This is a genomic window from Streptococcus mitis (genome assembly GCF_003942685.1).
GTDB classification, from domain to species: Bacteria; Bacillota; Bacilli; order Lactobacillales; family Streptococcaceae; genus Streptococcus; species Streptococcus mitis_CD.
The window spans coordinates 101,051-119,943 of record NZ_RJNR01000002.1 but is presented as its reverse complement, the minus strand read 5'-3'; the positions used below and the strand labels follow the sequence as shown (position 1 = coordinate 119,943).

General features: G+C 40.9%; 15 protein-coding genes and 1 tRNA gene. All 16 read left to right on the top strand.

Going from position 1 to position 18,893, the window contains the following annotated elements:
- Positions 1 to 31 precede the first annotated feature (31 nt).
- The 16 genes from topA (at position 32) to smc (ending at position 18,806) form a co-directional block, all read left to right on the top strand.
- On the top strand, positions 32 to 2,119 hold the full coding sequence (gene topA, locus D8855_RS02390) for a type I DNA topoisomerase (RefSeq protein ID WP_125415800.1): 2,088 nt from the start codon (positions 32 to 34) through the stop codon (positions 2,117 to 2,119).
- Between the two features lie 105 nt (positions 2,120 to 2,224).
- Complete coding sequence (locus tag D8855_RS02385) at positions 2,225 to 2,584, top strand: YbaN family protein (protein ID WP_001220352.1); 360 nt, start codon at positions 2,225 to 2,227, stop codon at positions 2,582 to 2,584.
- A gap of 93 nt (positions 2,585 to 2,677) precedes the next feature.
- A complete protein-coding gene (locus D8855_RS02380; protein WP_125415797.1) occupies positions 2,678 to 3,310 on the top strand; it encodes a copper homeostasis protein CutC in 633 nt (210 codons plus the stop codon).
- A 43-nt stretch (positions 3,311 to 3,353) separates the two neighbouring features.
- On the top strand, positions 3,354 to 4,010 hold the full coding sequence (locus tag D8855_RS02375; RefSeq protein WP_125415795.1) for an MmcQ/YjbR family DNA-binding protein: 657 nt from the start codon (positions 3,354 to 3,356) through the stop codon (positions 4,008 to 4,010).
- Between the two features lie 313 nt (positions 4,011 to 4,323).
- Positions 4,324 to 5,886: a 2-isopropylmalate synthase gene (locus D8855_RS02370; RefSeq protein ID WP_125415792.1), complete on the top strand. Its 1,563-nt coding sequence runs from the start codon at positions 4,324 to 4,326 to the stop codon at positions 5,884 to 5,886.
- A gap of 11 nt (positions 5,887 to 5,897) precedes the next feature.
- Positions 5,898 to 6,935, top strand: a complete 1,038-nt coding sequence (leuB, locus tag D8855_RS02365; RefSeq protein ID WP_049510539.1) for a 3-isopropylmalate dehydrogenase — start codon at positions 5,898 to 5,900, stop codon at positions 6,933 to 6,935.
- Entirely contained in the window at positions 6,932 to 7,201 is a 270-nt protein-coding gene (locus tag D8855_RS02360) for a DUF1294 domain-containing protein (protein WP_049510538.1), read from the top strand. Before leuB ends, D8855_RS02360 begins: the two co-directional genes overlap by 4 nt.
- A gap of 3 nt (positions 7,202 to 7,204) precedes the next feature.
- On the top strand, positions 7,205 to 8,587 hold the full coding sequence (gene leuC, locus D8855_RS02355; RefSeq protein WP_064276072.1) for a 3-isopropylmalate dehydratase large subunit: 1,383 nt from the start codon (positions 7,205 to 7,207) through the stop codon (positions 8,585 to 8,587).
- A gap of 9 nt (positions 8,588 to 8,596) precedes the next feature.
- Positions 8,597 to 9,190 carry a 3-isopropylmalate dehydratase small subunit gene (leuD, locus tag D8855_RS02350; RefSeq protein ID WP_064276074.1) on the top strand — a complete coding sequence of 198 codons (594 nt, stop codon included), beginning with the start codon at positions 8,597 to 8,599 and terminating at the stop codon, positions 9,188 to 9,190.
- 25 nt (positions 9,191 to 9,215) lie between these two features.
- Positions 9,216 to 9,995 (top strand): L-threonylcarbamoyladenylate synthase, encoded by a 780-nt coding sequence (locus tag D8855_RS02345; RefSeq protein ID WP_000160498.1) that lies wholly within the window; start codon positions 9,216 to 9,218, stop codon positions 9,993 to 9,995.
- A gap of 163 nt (positions 9,996 to 10,158) precedes the next feature.
- Positions 10,159 to 11,793, top strand: a complete 1,635-nt coding sequence (locus D8855_RS02340; protein WP_064276076.1) for an McrB family protein — start codon at positions 10,159 to 10,161, stop codon at positions 11,791 to 11,793.
- A complete protein-coding gene (locus D8855_RS02335) occupies positions 11,780 to 13,096 on the top strand; it encodes an McrC family protein (RefSeq protein ID WP_064276078.1) in 1,317 nt (438 codons plus the stop codon). Before D8855_RS02340 ends, D8855_RS02335 begins: the two co-directional genes overlap by 14 nt.
- A gap of 173 nt (positions 13,097 to 13,269) precedes the next feature.
- On the top strand, positions 13,270 to 14,256 hold the full coding sequence (locus D8855_RS02330) for a GMP reductase (protein ID WP_033688898.1): 987 nt from the start codon (positions 13,270 to 13,272) through the stop codon (positions 14,254 to 14,256).
- Positions 14,257 to 14,322: 66 nt separating this feature from the next.
- Positions 14,323 to 14,394, top strand: a tRNA-Arg gene (locus tag D8855_RS02325).
- A 183-nt stretch (positions 14,395 to 14,577) separates the two neighbouring features.
- Positions 14,578 to 15,276 (top strand): ribonuclease III, encoded by a 699-nt coding sequence (rnc, locus tag D8855_RS02320; RefSeq protein ID WP_125415789.1) that lies wholly within the window; start codon positions 14,578 to 14,580, stop codon positions 15,274 to 15,276.
- A complete protein-coding gene (gene smc / locus D8855_RS02315) occupies positions 15,267 to 18,806 on the top strand; it encodes a chromosome segregation protein SMC (RefSeq protein WP_125415786.1) in 3,540 nt (1,179 codons plus the stop codon). The genes rnc and smc overlap by 10 nt, the downstream gene beginning before the upstream one ends.
- Positions 18,807 to 18,893: the final 87 nt, after the last annotated feature.

Sequence of the window (18,893 nt, the reverse complement as noted above, 5' to 3'; positions counted from 1 at the left end):
AAAGTTTATTACTTTGAAAAGGTGTGATACTGTGGCTACGGCAACAAAAAAGAAAAAATCAACAGTTAAAAAAAATCTAGTCATCGTGGAGTCGCCTGCTAAGGCGAAAACGATTGAGAAATATCTAGGCAGAAACTACAAGGTTTTAGCCAGTGTCGGGCATATCCGTGATTTGAAGAAATCCAGTATGTCCGTTGATATTGAAAATAATTATGAACCGCAATATATCAATATCCGAGGAAAAGGTCCTCTCATCAATGACTTGAAAAAGGAAGCTAAAAAAGCTAATAAAGTCTTTCTTGCGAGTGACCCGGACCGTGAAGGAGAAGCGATTTCTTGGCATTTGGCCCATATTCTCAACTTGGATGAAAATGATGCCAACCGTGTGGTCTTTAATGAAATCACCAAGGATGCGGTCAAAAATGCTTTTAAAGAACCACGCAAGATTGATATGGACTTGGTTGATGCCCAACAGGCTCGTCGTGTCTTGGACCGCTTGGTAGGGTATTCGATTTCACCGATTTTATGGAAGAAGGTCAAGAAGGGCTTATCAGCAGGGCGCGTACAGTCTATTGCCCTTAAACTCATCATTGACCGTGAGAATGAAATCAACGCCTTCCAGCCAGAGGAATACTGGACAATTGATGCTGTCTTTAAAAAGGGAACCAAGCAATTCCAGGCTGCTTTCTATGGAGTAGATGGCAAAAAGATGAAACTGACTAGTAATGATGAGGTTAAGGAAGTCTTGTCTCGTCTGACTAGTAAAGACTTTTCAGTGGATCAGGTGGATAAGAAAGAGCGCAAGCGCAATGCTCCATTACCCTATACCACTTCATCTATGCAGATGGATGCTGCTAATAAAATCAATTTCCGTACTCGAAAGACCATGATGGTTGCCCAACAGCTCTATGAAGGGATTAATATTGGTTCTGGTGTCCAAGGTTTGATTACCTATATGCGTACCGATTCGACTCGTATCAGTCCAGTAGCGCAGAACGAAGCAGCAAGTTTCATTACGGACCGTTTTGGTAGCAAGTATTCTAAGCATGGTAGCAAGGTCAAAAATGCATCAGGAGCTCAGGATGCCCATGAGGCTATTCGCCCATCTAGTGTCTTTAATACACCTGAAAGCATTGCTAAGTATCTGGATAAGGATCAGCTCAAGCTTTATACCCTTATTTGGAATCGTTTTGTGGCTAGCCAGATGACAGCTGCACTCTTTGATACCATGGCTGTTAAATTGTCTCAAAATGGGGTCCAATTTGCTGCTAATGGTAGTCAGGTTAAGTTTGATGGTTATCTTGCCATTTATAATGATTCTGACAAGAATAAGATGTTACCGGACATGGCTGTTGGAGATGTGGTTAAGCAGGTTAATAGCAAACCAGAGCAACATTTCACTCAACCGCCTGCTCGCTATTCTGAAGCGACACTGATCAAGACCTTGGAGGAAAATGGGGTTGGACGTCCGTCAACCTACGCACCGACCATTGAAACTATTCAGAAACGTTATTATGTTCGTCTTGTAGCCAAACGTTTTGAACCGACAGAGTTGGGAGAAATTGTCAATAAGCTCATCGTTGAATATTTCCCAGATATCGTAAACGTGACCTTCACAGCTGAAATGGAAGGCAAACTGGATGATGTCGAAGTTGGAAAAGAGCAGTGGCAACGTGTTATTGATGCCTTTTACAAACCTTTCTCTAAAGAGGTTGCCAAGGCTGAAGAAGAAATGGAGAAAATCCAAATCAAGGATGAACCAGCTGGATTTGACTGTGAAGTGTGTAGTAGTCCAATGGTTATTAAACTTGGTCGTTTTGGTAAGTTCTACGCTTGTAGCAATTTCCCAGATTGCCGTCATACCCAAGCAATCGTGAAAGAAATCGGTGTTGAGTGTCCAAGTTGTCATCAGGGACAAATCATTGAACGTAAAACCAAGCGTAACCGCCTCTTCTATGGTTGCAATCGCTATCCAGACTGTGAATTTACTTCTTGGGACAAGCCTGTTGGTCGTGATTGTCCAAAATGTGGCAACTTCCTCATGGAGAAAAAAGTTCGTGGTGGTGGCAAGCAGGTTGTTTGTAGCAATGGCGACTACGAAGAAGAAAAGATTAAATAAGAGGAGAGTCCTGAAAGTGAATTTCAGGCTCTTTTTGATTAGAACTTGACAAAATTCATCATTGTATGCGAAACTAGAAGAAGATTATTTTAATTAGGAGTAGTTATGCGTATTATTTATCTAATTATTGGTTTTTTATCACTGGCCTTGGCTATTGTTGGGGTTGTTCTGCCCTTGTTGCCAACAACTCCCTTTCTTTTGTTGTCTATCGCTTGTTTCTCCAGAAGTTCCAAGCGTTTCGAAGACTGGCTTTACCATACCAAGCTCTATCAAGCATATGTGGCTGATTTTCGTGAGACCAAGTCTATTGCGCGTGAACGAAAGAAAAAAATCATCGTATCTATCTACATCTTGATGGGAATTTCCATTTACTTTGCACCTCTTTTACCAGTCAAAATCGGTCTGGGAGCTTTGACCATCTTTATCACTTATTATCTCTTTAAGGTTATTCCAGACAAAGAATAAGTAAAATTTGTAACTATTTCCCTTGATAAAATTGAAAGCATATTCACAACAATATGATATAATAAATTTAAAGTAATCTTCAAGGAGAATCAAATGATTTACGAATTTTGTGCTGAAAATGTGACCTTGCTTGAAAAAGCGATGCAGGCTGGAGCTCGTCGAATCGAACTCTGTGATAATCTAGCAGTTGGTGGAACAACACCCAGCTATGGAGTGACTAAGGCAGCAGTTGAATTGGCAACCAACTACGATACGACCATTATGAGCATGATTCGTCCACGTGGTGGCGACTTTGTCTATAATGAACTAGAAATTGCTATTATGCTAGAAGATATTCGATTGACTGCTCAGGCTGGAAGTCAAGGGGTTGTTTTTGGAGCTTTAACTGCTGATAAGAAGTTGGATAAGGCTAATCTAGAGAAGTTGATTACTGCATCAAAAGGAATGGAAATTGTCTTCCACATGGCCTTTGATGAATTGAGTGACGAAGATCAGTTGGAAGCCATTGACTGGCTCAGCCAAGCTGGAGTCACTCGTATCTTAACTCGTGCTGGTGTGTCTGGCGATTCACTAGACAAACGTTTTACTCATTATCACAGAATTTTGGAACATGCTAAAGGTAAAATTGAAATTCTACCAGGTGGGGGGATTGACTTGGATAATCGTCAAATCTTTATCGACCAGTTGGGCGTGACACAATTGCATGGAACCAAGGTTGTCTTTTAAAAAATAGAAAGGAACTGCTAGCTTTGGGTAGCAGTTTTCACTTATGTTTGAAATTTTTAAATCTTACCAGTTTAATCAAGAAAAGGCTCGTGCCTATGGTTTTGTAGAAAATGAGGAAGTCTGGACCTATAGTTGCCAGATTTTGCAGGGTGATTTTGTCATGACAGTCTCCATCACTACTGATAATGTGAATTTTCAGGTCTTTGATCAGGAAACGGGCGACCTCTATCCTCAAGTCCATATGGAAAGTATGAGAGGAAGTTTTGTAGGAAGTGTCCGTGAGTCTTGTTTGGAGATTCTTTACCAGATTCGGAAGGCTTGTTTTGATGTGCAAGATTTTATCTGTTCTCAGACTAAGCGAATCATGACTCAGGTTCAGGAACAGTATGGAAACCAGTTGGAGTATCTGTGGGAGAAATCGCCTGATACAGCAGTTTTAAGACATGAAGGCAATCAAAAGTGGTATGCCGTTTTGATGAAAATTTCTTGGGATAAGCTGGAAAAGGGGAGAGAAGGATTAGTGGAAGCAGTCAATCTCAAGCACGATCAAGTAGCGAACTTACTTTCACAAAAGGGCATTTATCCAGCCTTTCATATGAACAAACGCTACTGGATTAGTGTGGCGCTTGATGATACTTTATCAGATGAAGAAGTGCTAGAATTGATAGAGAAAAGTTGGAATTTAACTTTGAAAAAATAAAATATTTCAAGGATTTTCAAGAACTTTCAATTAGCAAAATATTCTCTACTGAAGAAATTTTCAGAAAATATTGGATTTTTTCTTGACAAGTGCTTGTGCCTATGCTAAAATACTAAACAAGATATCAAACGAAGGAGAAAGTCAAACATGAAAACAGCTAAGTTTAATCAATTTGCTTTGTTGTTGAGGTACTCGGGCTAGTGCAAAAAGCATTAGTCCTGTTTGGCTTACCAAGCGGGAGTGAATCAACATCTCGCTTGGACTTCTAAGCGAGATGTTTTTTTAAAACCACATTTGGAAAAGGGGAAATCTTATGAGAACAGTTGAATTTCTAGATACTAGCCTTCGGGATGGAGAGCAGACACCTGGTGTTAACTTCTCAATCAAGGAAAAAATTGCCATTGCAAGGCAGCTGGAGAAATGGGGCATTTCAGCCATCGAAGCTGGTTTTCCAGCTGCTAGCCCAGACTCATTTACGGCAGTTCAGGAGATTGCTAAGGTTTTGAAAAAAACGGCGGTGACTGGTTTGGCCCGCTCTGTCAAGTCTGATATTGATGCTTGTTATGAGGCCCTTAAGGACGCCAAGTATCCACAGATTCATGTCTTTATCGCTACCAGTCCGATTCACCGCAAGTACAAGCTCAATAAGAGCAAGGAAGAGATTTTGGCAGCTATTAAGGAGCATGTTTCCTATGCACGTTCTAAGTTTGAAGTGGTCGAATTCTCTCCTGAGGATGCGACTAGAACGGAGTTGGATTTCCTCTTGCAAGTTGTTCAAACAGCGGTTGATGCAGGGGCGTCTTATATCAATATCCCTGACACTGTTGGATTTACCACGCCAGAAGAGTACGGAGCTATCTTCAAATACTTGATTGAGAATGTCAAGACGGATCGTCAGATTATCTATTCACCTCACTGTCATGATGACCTCGGAATGGCTGTAGCTAATAGCCTTGCTGCGGTCAAGAATGGTGCAGGACGTGTTGAAGGAACTATCAACGGTATTGGGGAGCGAGCTGGAAATGCTGCTTTGGAAGAAATTGCAGTGGCTCTCAATATTCGCCAAGATTACTACCAAGCAGAAACCAGTATTGTCCTAAATGAGACTATCAATACGTCTGAAATGGTTTCTCGCTTCTCTGGTATTCCAGTTCCTAAAAACAAGGCTGTCGTTGGTGGCAATGCCTTCTCCCACGAGTCTGGTATTCACCAAGACGGAGTCCTTAAAAATCCTCTTACTTATGAGATTATCACACCTGAATTGGTTGGTGTTAAGAGCAATAGTCTTCCGCTTGGTAAATTGTCTGGTCGCCATGCCTTTGTTGAGAAACTAAGAGAATTGGCCCTAGACTTTACAGAAGAGGATATCAAACCACTCTTTGCTAAGTTCAAGGCACTGGCCGATAAGAAACAAGAAATCACAGATGCAGATATTCGTGCGCTGGTCGCTGGCACCATGGTTGAAAACCCAGAAGGCTTCCACTTTGATGATTTACAACTTCAAACTCATGCAGATAATGACATTGAAGCGCTTGTTAGCCTAGCCAATATGGATGGTGAGAAGGTCGAATTTAATGAGACAGGGCAAGGTTCTGTTGAAGCAATCTTTAATGCTATCGATAAGTTCTTTAACCAATCTGTCCGCTTGGTGTCCTATACCATTGATGCGGTAACAGATGGAATTGATGCCCAGGCTCGGGTCTTGGTCACTGTTGAAAACAGAGATACAGAAACCATCTTTAATGCAGCAGGGCTTGATTTCGATGTGCTGAAGGCTTCGGCTATTGCCTATATCAATGCTAATACCTTTGTTCAAAAAGAGAATGCTGGTGAGATGGGACGTAGCGTTTCATATCGCGATATGCCTAGTGTGTAAAGGAGAAGGCTATGACAAAGAAAATAGTAGCTCTAGCAGGGGACGGAATTGGCCCAGAAATCATGGAGGCTGGTTTAGAGGTTCTGGAAGCTCTAGCTGAAAAAACAGGTTTTGACTATGAGATTGATAGACGACCCTTCGGAGGTGCAGGTATTGATGCTGCAGGGCATCCTTTACCTGATGAAACCCTCAAGGCAAGTAGGGAAGCAGATGCTATCCTCTTAGCGGCTATCGGTAGTCCTCAGTATGATGGAGCAGCGGTTCGCCCTGAACAAGGCTTACTGGTTCTTCGGAAGGAACTCAATCTCTATGCCAATATTCGCCCTGTAAAAATCTTTGATAGTCTCAAGCATTTGTCACCACTCAAACCAGAACGAATTGCTGGTGTAGACTTTGTCGTGGTGCGTGAGTTGACAGGCGGGATTTACTTTGGAGACCATATCCTTGAAGAGCGAAAAGCGCGTGATATCAACGACTATAGCTATGAGGAAGTGGAGCGGATTATTCGCAAGGCATTTGAAATCGCAAGAAGTCGCAGAAAAATCGTTACTAGTATCGATAAGCAAAATGTTCTAGCAACATCAAAACTCTGGCGCAGAGTAGCTGAGGAAGTCGCGCAGGATTTCCCAGATGTGACCTTGGAACACCAGTTGGTGGACTCAGCTGCCATGCTCATGATTACCAATCCTGCCAAGTTCGATGTCATCGTGACGGAAAATCTTTTCGGAGATATCTTATCTGATGAATCAAGCGTTCTATCTGGTACACTTGGGGTTATGCCATCAGCCAGTCATTCTGAAAATGGACCAAGTCTCTATGAACCTATTCACGGTTCAGCACCTGATATTGCTGGTCAAGGAATTGCCAATCCTATCTCCATGATTTTATCAGTTGCCATGATGTTGAGAGACAGTTTTGGACGTTATGAGGATGCAGAGCGTATCGAGCGTGCTGTTGAGGCAAGTTTGGCAGCTGGTGTTTTAACAAGAGATATAGGTGGGCAGGCTTCGACCAAGGAAATGACGGAAGCTATTATTGCAAGGATATGAAGTTAGACGAAAAAATTACTCTAGTCCTTTTGATTTGGAATGTCATGGTTTTCGTGATTTATGGCGTTGACAAATCCAAGGCAAGGAGAAGAGCTTGGCGCATCCCTGAGAAAATCTTACTCATTTTAGCCTTTACTTGTGGTGGTTTTGGTGCCTGGTTAGCAGGAATCATCTTTCATCACAAGACTAGAAAATGGTACTTTAAGACGGTTTGGTTTCTCGGGATGATAACCACACTAGTAGCCTTATATTTTATTTGGAGGTAATGGATGGCAGGAAAATCGATTTTTGATAAATTATGGGACCGTCATGTCATCACAGGAGAAGAGGGGCAGCCCCAACTCATGTATGTGGACCAGCATTATATCCACGAAGTGACCAGTCCCCAAGCTTTTCAAGGATTACGAGACGCAGGTCGCAGATTGAGACGACCAGACTTGACATTTGGAACCTTTGACCACAATGTCCCGACAGTCAATATCTACGATATTCGAGATGTGATTTCTAAAGCGCAAATTGATAAGCTTGCTGAAAATGTTGAGGAGTTTGGGATTGAACATGCTGCCCACGGTTCTGAAAAGCAGGGGATCGTTCACATGGTTGGTCCAGAAACAGGACGAACCCAACCAGGGAAATTCATCGTCTGTGGGGATAGCCATACAGCAACCCACGGAGCATTCGGAGCAATCGCCTTTGGGATTGGAACCAGTGAGGTCGAGCATGTCTTTGCTACCCAGACCCTCTGGCAAGTTAAACCTAAGAAAATGCTGGTAGAATTCACAGGAGTTCCTAAAAAAGGAGTTTATTCCAAGGACTACATTTTAGCCTTGATTGCCAAGTACGGTGTTGCCTGTGGTGTTGGCTATGTGGTGGAATATCGGGGACAAGCGATTGATGCACTGAGCATGGAAGAGCGAATGACCATCTGCAATATGTCCATCGAGTTTGGTTCTAAGATGGGAATCATGAATCCAGATCAGACTACCTATGACTATCTCAAGGGACGGGAATGTGTTCCCGAAGATTTCGAGGAGGCTGTGGCTGATTGGAAAACAATTGTCAGCGATGATGATGCTGTTTACGATAAAGTTATCCGGATGGATGTCTCAGACTTGGCTCCTATGGTAACCTGGGGAACCAATCCTGCTATGGGTGTTGACTTTGACAGTAGATTCCCAGAAATTAAGGATATGAATGATGAGCGTGCCTATAATTACATGGATTTGGAGCCTGGTCAAAAGCCAGCGGATATTGAACTAGGCTATATCTTTATTGGCTCATGTACCAATGCTCGTCTCAGTGACTTGCAGCTGGCTGCGCGATTTGTCAAAGGGAAGAAAATAGCTCCTAACTTAACGGCTATCGTGGTTCCAGGCTCTCGTCCTGTCAAACGAGCTGCTGAGAAGTTGGGCTTGGATAAGGTCTTTTTAGATGCTGGCTTTGAGTGGAGAGACCCAGGTTGCTCAATGTGCCTAGGGATGAATCCGGACAAGGTTCCTGATGGTGTCCACTGCGCCTCGACCAGTAACCGTAACTTTGAAGACAGACAAGGCTTTGGTGCTAAAACCCATCTCTGCAGTCCAGCCATGGCAGCTGCGGCAGCTATCGCAGGGCGCTTCGTAGATGTTCGGCAAATGCCAGAGGCCCAGTAAGGAGAGGATATGGAGAAATTTACAGTTTATACAGGAACGACCGTTCCTCTCATGAATGATAACATCGACACCGACCAAATCCTACCCAAGCAGTTTCTAAAGTTAATTGATAAAAAAGGATTTGGTAAGTACCTCATGTATGCTTGGCGTTATCTGGATGACAAGTATACTGAGGATCCTGACTTTGTCTTTAACCGACCTGAATACCGCAAAGCTAGTATCCTCATCTCAGGAGATAACTTTGGAGCAGGTTCTTCGAGGGAACACGCGGCTTGGGCTCTAGCCGACTATGGTTTTAAGGTTGTGATTGCAGGATCTTTCGGTGACATTCATTACAATAATGAACTCAATAATGGCATGTTACCTATTGTTCAGCCCAGAGAGGTTAGAGAGAAACTAGCCCACTTGAAACCAGCTGATCAGGTAACTGTGGACTTAGAACAACAAAAAATTATCTCACCAGTTGGAGAATTCACTTTCGAAATCGACAGCGAATGGAAACACAAGCTCTTAAATGGTTTGGATGATATCGGTATTACTTTGCAGTATGAAGACTTGATTGCTGCATATGAAAAACAACGACCAGCCTACTGGCAGGATTAGAAAAAATAGAAAAGGAAATAGAACTATGACAAAACACATTCAATGGAACGGAACACTTTCACAAGAAGGCTACGACATTTTAAAAGGTGAAGGCGGATGTATCGTTTGCCCTACTAAAGTTGGTTACATTATCATGACTAGCGACAAGGCAGGACTTGAGCGCAAGTTCGCAGCCAAAGAGCGTAACCGTAACAAGCCAGGTGTTGTACTTTGTGGTAGCATGGATGAGCTTCGCGCTTTAGCACAACTTAACCCAGAAATTGAAGCCTTTTACCAAAAACATTGGGACGAAGACATTCTACTCGGTTGTATCCTTCCTTGGAAACCAGAAGCCTTTGAAAAACTCAAAGCTTATGGGGATGGCCGTGAAGAACTCATGACTGACGTGCGTGGTACTAGCTGTTTTGTTATCAAATTCGGGAAAGCTGGAGAACAATTAGCTGCCAAACTTTGGGAAGAAGGTAAAATGGTTTATGCCTCATCTGCAAACCCATCTGGAAAAGGAAACCGTGGTAAGGTTGAAGGTATCGGAGAACGTATCGAAGGAGCAGTGGACCTTGTCATTGAAGCAGACGACTATGTGGCATCTATCCAACCTGACAAAACGATTGAAACTCGCTACGAGCAAGGCGTGATGGTGTCTATGGTCGATAAAGATGGTAAACTTATTCCAGAACAAGGAGGAGCACGTTCAACTTCACCAGCCCCAGTTGTGATTCGTAAAGGGCTTGACATTGATAAAATCATGATGCACCTGTCAGATACCTTTAACTCATGGGACTACCGTCAGGGAGAGTATTATTAAGATAAAAAAGAAGTCTAGTGTTAAGAGACATTACAGCTCATAATACTAGGCTTTTTTATAGAAATTCTTTGCTTTTTCTATAGAATATGGTATTCTATTTATAAAATATATGTTAATAAGTAATGCTAATATTTAAACATCATTAGTAAAAGGAGTTAGATTGATGAATAAAAGAAAAGTTAGTTTAGAAGATTTTTATAAATGGTATAGTCTAAATAAAGAAGAGTTATTAAATAAGGCAGCTGCTGGTGAAAAGTTTAATGATAAATTAAAAGAAGAGTTTCTCCAGGAATGGCCTTTAGATAGGATTTTAACAATGTCAATCGATGAATATGTAATAGGAAAGGGACAGCAAAATAAGTCTTTGTGCTACGCTCTTGAGAAGGGAAAATACAAAAATCTATTTCTTGGAATTTCTGGTGGCTCAGCTTCAAAATTTGGTATTTATTGGAATAAAAAAACAAACAAATATAAAGATCAAGCTAATAATGAGATTTCAGAGTTGGATCAACGATTTTCAAAATTAAAATCAGATTTGTATGAAATTATCAAAGAAGGTATTCGTTTTAACTTTGAAAATCCTATTTTTGATATGAAAAGATCAACAAATGAATTTATTGGTCGTTCTGCTATGGTGACAAAATTACTTTGTATCTATTCTGAGGGGAATCCTTTCTTTGGTGTAAATATTAATAGTCAGAAAGAATTTTGGAGCCACTTTGTTTCTCAGACAAATCAAGGTGGACCTTATCTGCAAAATCATAAAATAATTGAACTGGTGTCCAAAACTTATCCTGAGTTGGAGCCATCGAAATTAGGAACTATGCTTTTTGAGTATTCTAAGCTTTTTATGGAAAATAAGGAAGAAAATAGTACAATGGATTCATCAAACAATTTTCGTCATCAATTAACTCAATCTCTATTAAAGTCTCCAAATCTCATCCTTCGTGGTGCGCCAGGGACGGGAAAAACATACCTTGCTAAAGAAATTGCCTTAGAATTAACAGGTGGCAATGAAGATCAAATAGGCTTTGTACAGTTTCACCCATCTTATGACTATACTGATTTTGTAGAGGGGTTGAGACCGGTATCAAATGGGGATGGAGCTATTGAGTTTAAGCTCCAAGATGGCATTTTTAAGAAGTTTTGTCAGAAAGCTAGAGACGCTAAGAAAACCGGAGGTCAAGATAATTTTGTCTTCATCATTGATGAAATTAACCGAGGTGAGATTTCTAAGATTTTTGGAGAACTCTTTTTCTCAATTGATAAAGGCTATCGTGGTGAAAAGGGAAGTGTATCTACCCAATATGCTAATTTACATGAAACTGATGAGAAATTTTATATCCCTGACAATGTCTATATTATCGGAACTATGAATGATATAGATAGATCTGTTGATACTTTTGATTTTGCTATGCGTCGTCGTTTCCGATTTGTTGAAGTTACGGCTGAAAGTCAACTTTATATTCTAGATAAAGAACTAGGTGAGTGTGCTGAAGAAGCTAAAACTAGACTAAGAAACTTGAATGCTGCTATTGAAAACGTTCAAGAATTAAACAGTCATTACCATATTGGACCAAGTTATTTCTGTGAGTTGCAGTATATAAATTTTGACTATGAATTACTCTGGTCTGATTATCTCAAACCGCTTTTGGAAGATTATGTACGTGGTTCTTATGATGAAGCTGAAACTCTAGAAACATTGAAAAAAGCATTCGATCTGACAAAGAATGAGCAAAAAGATCAGACAGTAGCTGATGACAATGAAGGCGATGAAAACGATGATGCGGATCACTGATAATCAACACAAGATTGTTAAAGAAGAATTTGTTGAAGAATATCCTAAACTAAGCAATCTTCTTTTAGACAGAACATTGGAAAGTCTATCCCAAGATGAACGTGTTTTCATTTTTCCAAATGATTTGAAGAATTCTCCTGACTTAGAAAAGGACCAAAAAATCTTTGAAACAGTTAATCAGGAAATCAAGACAGGAAATGTGATTGGTTTTCTGGGTTGTGGTCAGGAAAGATTAACGATTTCCTCTCGTTTTTCTGATGAGAGTAATGACCATTTTTTGCATTATCTCTTACACAAGGTTCTTCATATCAATCTCACTAGTTTAGATGTTGCTTTGTCTCGTGAAGAGAGGCTTTATCAACTTTTGATGTATCTCTTCCCCAAGTATCTACAAGCTGCTATTCGAAAAGGTCTTTATAAGGAATACCATCGATTTTCTCATAATGACAGTAATGTTAAGGGAGTGATTGATGTAAGAAACCATCTCAAGAAAAACCTTCCTTTCACAGGAAATATTGCCTACACAACGAGAGAGTTCACCTATGATAATCCCCTCATGCAGTTGGTCCGTCATACTATTGAATACATTAAGAACCAGAAAAGTATTGGTCAAGGGGTACTAGATAATCTCTCAACTAGTCGTGAAAACGTAGCTGAAATCGTGCGTGTAACGCCCTCTTATAAACTAGCTGATCGTGCTAAGATTATTCGGGTAAATCAATCTAAACCTATACGTCATGCATATTTTCACGAGTACAGAAAGTTACAAGAACTTTGTCTGATGATCCTAAACCAAGAAAAGCACGGTTTAGGGTATCAAGATCAAAAAATTCATGGTATTCTTTTTGATGTTGCCTGGCTTTGGGAAGAGTATGTTCATACCTTGTTGCCAGAAGATTTCATCCATCCACGAAATAAAGATAAGACGGACGGAATTTCAGTATTTTCTAGTCAAGAAAGAAAAGTATATCCAGATTTTTATCAAGAAGAGCTTAAAATAGTATTAGATGCTAAGTATAAAAAACTGGAATTGACTGAAAAAGGAATCAACCGTGAGGACTTATTCCAGCTGATTTCCTATTCTTATATTTTGAAAGCTGAGAAGGCTGGTCTTGTTTTTCCGAGCAAGGACAAGATTGTTGATAATGAGATAGGAAAGTTAGCAGGTTATGGAGCTTTGTTGAAGAAATGGTCTATCCAAATTCCTCAGGAGTCTTCATCTTATAGTGAATTTTGTGAAATGCTGGAAAACTCCGAAGAAATATTTAAAAGGAATATTGCTAACGAAGTGGGGAGAAAATAATCTCTCCTCTTTCTTTTATTATTTATACAATAAAAACCGAACAATATATTTTAATTTATGAAATTATTTGACAGAAACTGTACTTTAGTTTATAATAAATCAAGGAAACGTCGTAAAAGACGTAGTGATGCGAGAGCATAGGTAGGTCATTACAAAAGAAACGAGACATCGATATGTTAAATGAATTTCCAATTTTTGATTACGAAGATATTCAATTGATTCCAAATAAATGTGTCATTAAAAGCCGTGCAGAAGCTGATACAAGTGTCACTCTAGGAAATCATACCTTTAAACTACCTGTTGTACCAGCAAATATGCAGACGATTTTGGATGAAAATGTAGCAGAGCAACTAGCTAAAGGGGGCTACTTCTACATTATGCACCGTTTTGATGAGGAAGGACGCATTCCTTTTATTAAACGCATGCACGAGCAAGGTCTCATTGCTTCTATATCTGTCGGTGTTAAAGACTATGAGTATGATTTTGTTAGCCAGCTCAAGGCTGATGCTCCAGAATACATCACGATTGACATTGCTCATGGTCATGCAGATAGCGTGATTTCTATGATTCAACACATCAAGAAAGAATTGCCAGATACTTTTGTCATTGCTGGAAATGTGGGAACACCAGAAGCAGTGCGTGAATTAGAAAATGCAGGTGCGGATGCTACTAAAGTTGGAATCGGTCCTGGTAAGGTTTGTATCACCAAGGTCAAGACTGGTTTTGGGACAGGTGGTTGGCAGTTGGCTGCTCTACGCTGGTGTGCCAAGGCTGCCCGTAAACCGATTATCGCTGATGGAGGGATTCGTACTCACGGCGATATTGCCAAGTCTATCCGTTTCGGAGCTAGCATGGTTATGATTGGTTCCCTCTTTGCAGGACACATCGAAAGTCCAGGAAAAACGATTGAAGTTGATGGTGAACAGTTCAAAGAATACTATGGTTCAGCTTCTCAATATCAAAAAGGTGCTTACAAAAATGTGGAGGGTAAACGTATCTTGCTTCCTGCCAAAGGTCATTTGCAAGACACTTTAACTGAGATGGAACAAGACCTTCAAAGTGCTATTTCGTATGCAGGCGGGCGTCAGGTTGCTGACCTTAAACACGTTGATTATGTGATCGTGAAAAACTCCATCTGGAATGGGGATGCTTCCCACTAAGACGGGCTATCTGACCAGAAAAAAACTTGTTATTAGAGCAAATTTTTGTTATAATAAAACAAGTTTCCACCCTTAGTGTAATGGATATCACGTAAGATTCCGGTTCTTGAGATGGGGGTTCGATTCCCTCAGGGTGGATGTAAACATCCTAAAAAAGCCTTTAATAGGGCTTTTTTCTTTATCCGGCCCTAAATTTGCCCCTAAAACTGAAAATCTCATTCCAATGAATGCCCAAATCCCCTCCAGTCCCGTTTTAAAGTGACTCAGGGGGCTTTTTTTGATATAATAAAAAGGACTGTTATCAGTTAGAAAGAGGTTGGTATGAAAGAATTACAAACTGTACTAAAAAGCCGTTTTGCAATCGAATTTGCAGACAAAAATTTACTGGAAACTGCCTTTACTCATACGAGTTATGCCAATGAGCACCGCCTCTTAAAAATTTCACACAATGAACGCTTGGAATTTTTAGGAGACGCTGTTCTACAGTTATTGATTTCAGAATATCTGTATAAAAAATATCCTAAAAAGCCTGAAGGCGACTTGTCCAAACTCCGTGCCATGATTGTCCGTGAGGAAAGTTTGGCTGGCTTTGCGCGTGATTGCAAGTTTGACCAGTTTATAAAACTTGGTAAAGGGGAAGAAAAATCTGGTGGTCGCAATCGTGACACCATTCTTGGTGATGCCTTTGAAGCTTTTCTTGGTGCCCTTCTTTTGGACAAGGATGTGGCCAAGGTCAAGGAATTTATCTATCAAGTCATGATTCCTAAGGTTGAAGCAGGCGAATTTGAAATGATTACAGACTACAAAACCCATCTCCAAGAGTTACTTCAGGTCAATGGGGATGTGGCTATTCGTTATCAGGTGATTTCTGAAACGGGTCCTGCTCACGATAAGGTCTTTGATGTAGAAGTTCTAGTTGAAGGTAAGAGCATTGGTCAAGGTCAAGGTCGTTCTAAGAAATTAGCAGAGCAGGAAGCTGCCAAAAATGCCGTTGAGAAAGGGCTGGATTCATGTATTTAAAGGAAATCGAAATTCAGGGATTCAAGTCTTTTGCTGACAAGACTAAGGTTGTCTTTGACCAAGGTGTGACGGCAGTTGTTGGACCCAATGGATCTGGAAAGTCGAATATTACAGAAAGTCTGCGTTGGGCCTTGGGGGAGTCAAGTGTTAAGAGTCTCCGTGGTGGCAAGATGCCAGATGTCATCTTTGCTGGAACAGAAAGTCGCAAGCCACTCAATTATGCTTCTGTAGTTGTGACTCTGGATAATCATGACGGATTTATCAAGGACGCTGGTCAAGAAATCAGGGTGGAACGTCATATCTATCGTAGTGGAGATAGCGAATACAAGATTGACGGTAAGAAAGTCCGTCTACGTGATATTCATGACCTTTTCTTGGATACAGGTTTGGGACGAGATTCCTTCTCCATCATTTCCCAAGGGAAGGTTGAGGAGATTTTCAACTCCAAACCTGAGGAACGTCGTGCTATTTTCGAAGAAGCTGCAGGAGTTTTAAAATACAAGACTCGCAGAAAAGAAACTGAGAGCAAGCTGCAGCAAACTCAAGATAATCTAGACCGCTTAGAGGACATTATCTACGAGTTGGATAATCAAATCAAGCCTCTTGAGAAGCAAGCTGAGAATGCCCGTAAATTTCTAGACTTGGAAGGTCAACGTAAGGCCATTTATTTAGATGTTTTGGTTGCTCAAATCAAGGAAAATAAGGCTGAACTAGACTCGACAGAAGAAGAGTTGGCTCAGGTTCAGGAACTATTGACTAGTTATTACCAAAAGCGTGAAAAATTAGAAGAGGAAAATCAAACTCTTAAAAAGCAACGCCAAGATTTGCAGGCTGAAATGGCCAAAGATCAAGGAAGTTTGATGGACTTGACCAGTCTGATTAGTGATTTAGAGAGAAAATTAGCCTTATCAAAACTGGAGTCCGAGCAAGTAGCCCTGAATCAACAGGAAGCACAAGTTCGTTTGGCTGCCTTAGAGGATAAGAGAAATTCACTCAGCAAAGAAAAATCTGATAAAGAAAGCTCTTTAGCTCTGTTAGAAGAAAATCTAGTCCAAAATAATCAAAAACTCAATCGTTTAGAAGCTGAATTGCTAGCTTTTTCAGACGATCCAGATCAGATGATTGAGCTCTTACGTGAACGCTTTGTATCTCTTTTACAAGAAGAAGCGGATGTCTCAAACCATCTGACCCGTATTGAGAATGAATTGGAAAATAGTCGTCAGCTTTCTCAAAAACAAGCAGATCAACTAGAAAAGTTGAAAGAACAGTTAGCTACAGCTAAAGAGAAGGCTAGTCATCAAAAAGAAGAGCTTGAAACTGCCAAGGAGCAAGTTCAGAAATTATTGTCAGATTACCAAATCTGTTCCAAGGAGCAAGAGGAACAGAAAACTTCCTATCAAGCTCAACAAAGTCAACTCTTTGACCGTCTGGATAGTCTCAAAAACAAGCAGGCTAGAGCCCAAAGTTTGGAAAATATCCTGAGAAATCATAGTAACTTTTATGCAGGTGTTAAGAGTGTTCTCCAAGAAAAAGACCGCCTTGGTGGGATTATTGGGGCAGTCAGTGAGCACCTGACCTTTGATGTGCATTATCAAACTGCTTTAGAGATTGCGCTAGGAGCCAGCAGTCAGCATATCATCGTAGAAGATGAACAGGCGGCAACCAAGGCGATTGATTTCCTCAAACGAAACAGAGCTGGTCGTGCAACATTCCTTCCTTTGACAACGATCAAGGCGCGTACGATTTCTAGTCAGAACCAAGATGCTATTGCTGCAAGTCCAGGATTTCTGGGTATGGCAGATGAGCTGGTTACTTTCGATACTAGATTGGAAGCTATTTTCAAGAACTTGCTAGCTACGACGGCTATTTTTGATACCGTGGAACATGCGCGTGCAGCAGCGCGTCAGGTTCGTTATCAGGTTCGTATGGTGACACTGGATGGGACAGAGCTGCGTACAGGTGGTTCCTATGCAGGTGGAGCTAATCGTCAGAATAATAGCATTTTCATCAAGCCAGAACTGGAGCAATTACAAAAAGAAATTGCTAAAGAAGAAGCAAGCTTGCGTTCAGATGAAGCGAGTTTGAAGACCTTGCAAGATGAACTGGTTTCATTGACAGAAAGATTAGAAGCCATCAAATCTCAGGGAGAGCAGGCTCGTATTCAGGAGCAAGGCTTGTCCCTCGCTTATCAGCAGACTTGTCAACAAGTCGAAGAATTAGAAACTCTTTGGAAACTCCAAGAAGAGGAATTAAATCGTCTTTCTGAGGGAGATTGGCAAGCGGATAAGGAAAAATGCCAAGAGCGCCTTACTACTATCGCCAGTGACAAGCAAAATCTGGAAGCTGAGATTGAAGAGATTAAGTCTAACAAAAATGCCATCCAAGAACGCTATCAAAACTTGCAGGAAGATGTGGCGCAAGCTCGATTGCTTAAGACAGAACTGCAAGGACAAAAACGTTATGAAGTGGCTGATATTGAGCGTTTAGGCAAGGAATTGGATAATTTAGATATCGAACAAGAGGAAATCCAGCGCCTCCTTCAAGAAAAGGTTGATAATCTTGAGAAAGTTGATACGGATTTGCTCAGTCAACAGGCTGATGAAGCCAAAACTCAGAAAACAAATCTCCAACAAGGTTTGATTCGTAAGCAGTTTGAGTTGGATGATATAGAAGGTCAGCTGGATGATATTGCCAGTCATTTGGATCAGGCTCGTCAGCAGAATGAAGAGTGGATTCGCAAGCAAACTCGTGCTGAAGCCAAGAAAGAAAAGGTCAGCGAGCGTTTGCGCCATCTACAAAGTCAATTAACAGACCAGTACCAGATTAGCTATACTGAAGCTCTAGAAAAGTCTCATGAGTTGGAAAATCTCAATCTGGCAGAGCAAGAGGTTAAGGATTTAGAAAAGGCTATTCGCTCACTGGGGCCTGTCAATTTAGACGCTATTGAGCAGTATGAAGAAGTCCACAGCCGTCTGGATTTCCTAAATAGCCAACGTGATGATATTTTGTCTGCGAAAAACCTGCTTCTTGAGACTATTACAGAGATGAATGATGAGGTCAAAGAACGCTTTAAATCAACCTTTGAGGCTATTCGTGAGTCCTTTAAAGTGACCTTCAAGCAGATGTTTGGCGGAGGTCAGGCTGACCTGATTTTGACTGAAGGAGACTTGCTGACAGCTGGGGTTGAGATTTCTGTCCAACCACCAGGCAAGAAAATCCAATCTCTCAACCTCATGAGTGGTGGGGAAAAAGCCCTATCAGCTCTAGCCTTGCTTTTCTCCATTATTCGAGTTAAGACTATCCCCTTTGTTATCTTGGATGAGGTAGAGGCTGCGTTAGACGAAGCCAATGTCAAACGCTTTGGAGATTATCTCAATCGCTTTGACAAGGACAGCCAATTTATTGTCGTGACCCACCGTAAGGGGACCATGGCAGCGGCCGATTCCATCTATGGAGTGACCATGCAAGAATCAGGTGTCTCAAAAATTGTTTCGGTGAAGTTAAAAGATTTGGAAGAAACAGTAGGCTAGTTATCAAACGATAGCATCTCTTAGGGGATGCTATTTTTAAAAACTAACATTTTGAAAAGTTTTTTAAGGTCAGTTCAGGGGCAAAAA

Coding starts and splice junctions, on each gene's coding strand:
- D8855_RS02385 (WP_001220352.1), top strand. CDS start 2,225: ATGCGTATTATTTATCTAATTATTGGTTTTTTATCACTGGCCTTGGCT.
- D8855_RS02380 (WP_125415797.1), top strand. CDS start 2,678: ATGATTTACGAATTTTGTGCTGAAAATGTGACCTTGCTTGAAAAAGCG.
- D8855_RS02375 (WP_125415795.1), top strand. CDS start 3,354: ATGTTTGAAATTTTTAAATCTTACCAGTTTAATCAAGAAAAGGCTCGT.
- D8855_RS02370 (WP_125415792.1), top strand. CDS start 4,324: ATGAGAACAGTTGAATTTCTAGATACTAGCCTTCGGGATGGAGAGCAG.
- leuB (WP_049510539.1), top strand. CDS start 5,898: ATGACAAAGAAAATAGTAGCTCTAGCAGGGGACGGAATTGGCCCAGAA.
- D8855_RS02360 (WP_049510538.1), top strand. CDS start 6,932: ATGAAGTTAGACGAAAAAATTACTCTAGTCCTTTTGATTTGGAATGTC.
- leuC (WP_064276072.1), top strand. CDS start 7,205: ATGGCAGGAAAATCGATTTTTGATAAATTATGGGACCGTCATGTCATC.
- leuD (WP_064276074.1), top strand. CDS start 8,597: ATGGAGAAATTTACAGTTTATACAGGAACGACCGTTCCTCTCATGAAT.
- D8855_RS02345 (WP_000160498.1), top strand. CDS start 9,216: ATGACAAAACACATTCAATGGAACGGAACACTTTCACAAGAAGGCTAC.
- D8855_RS02340 (WP_064276076.1), top strand. CDS start 10,159: ATGAATAAAAGAAAAGTTAGTTTAGAAGATTTTTATAAATGGTATAGT.
- D8855_RS02335 (WP_064276078.1), top strand. CDS start 11,780: ATGCGGATCACTGATAATCAACACAAGATTGTTAAAGAAGAATTTGTT.
- D8855_RS02330 (WP_033688898.1), top strand. CDS start 13,270: ATGTTAAATGAATTTCCAATTTTTGATTACGAAGATATTCAATTGATT.
- rnc (WP_125415789.1), top strand. CDS start 14,578: ATGAAAGAATTACAAACTGTACTAAAAAGCCGTTTTGCAATCGAATTT.
- smc (WP_125415786.1), top strand. CDS start 15,267: ATGTATTTAAAGGAAATCGAAATTCAGGGATTCAAGTCTTTTGCTGAC.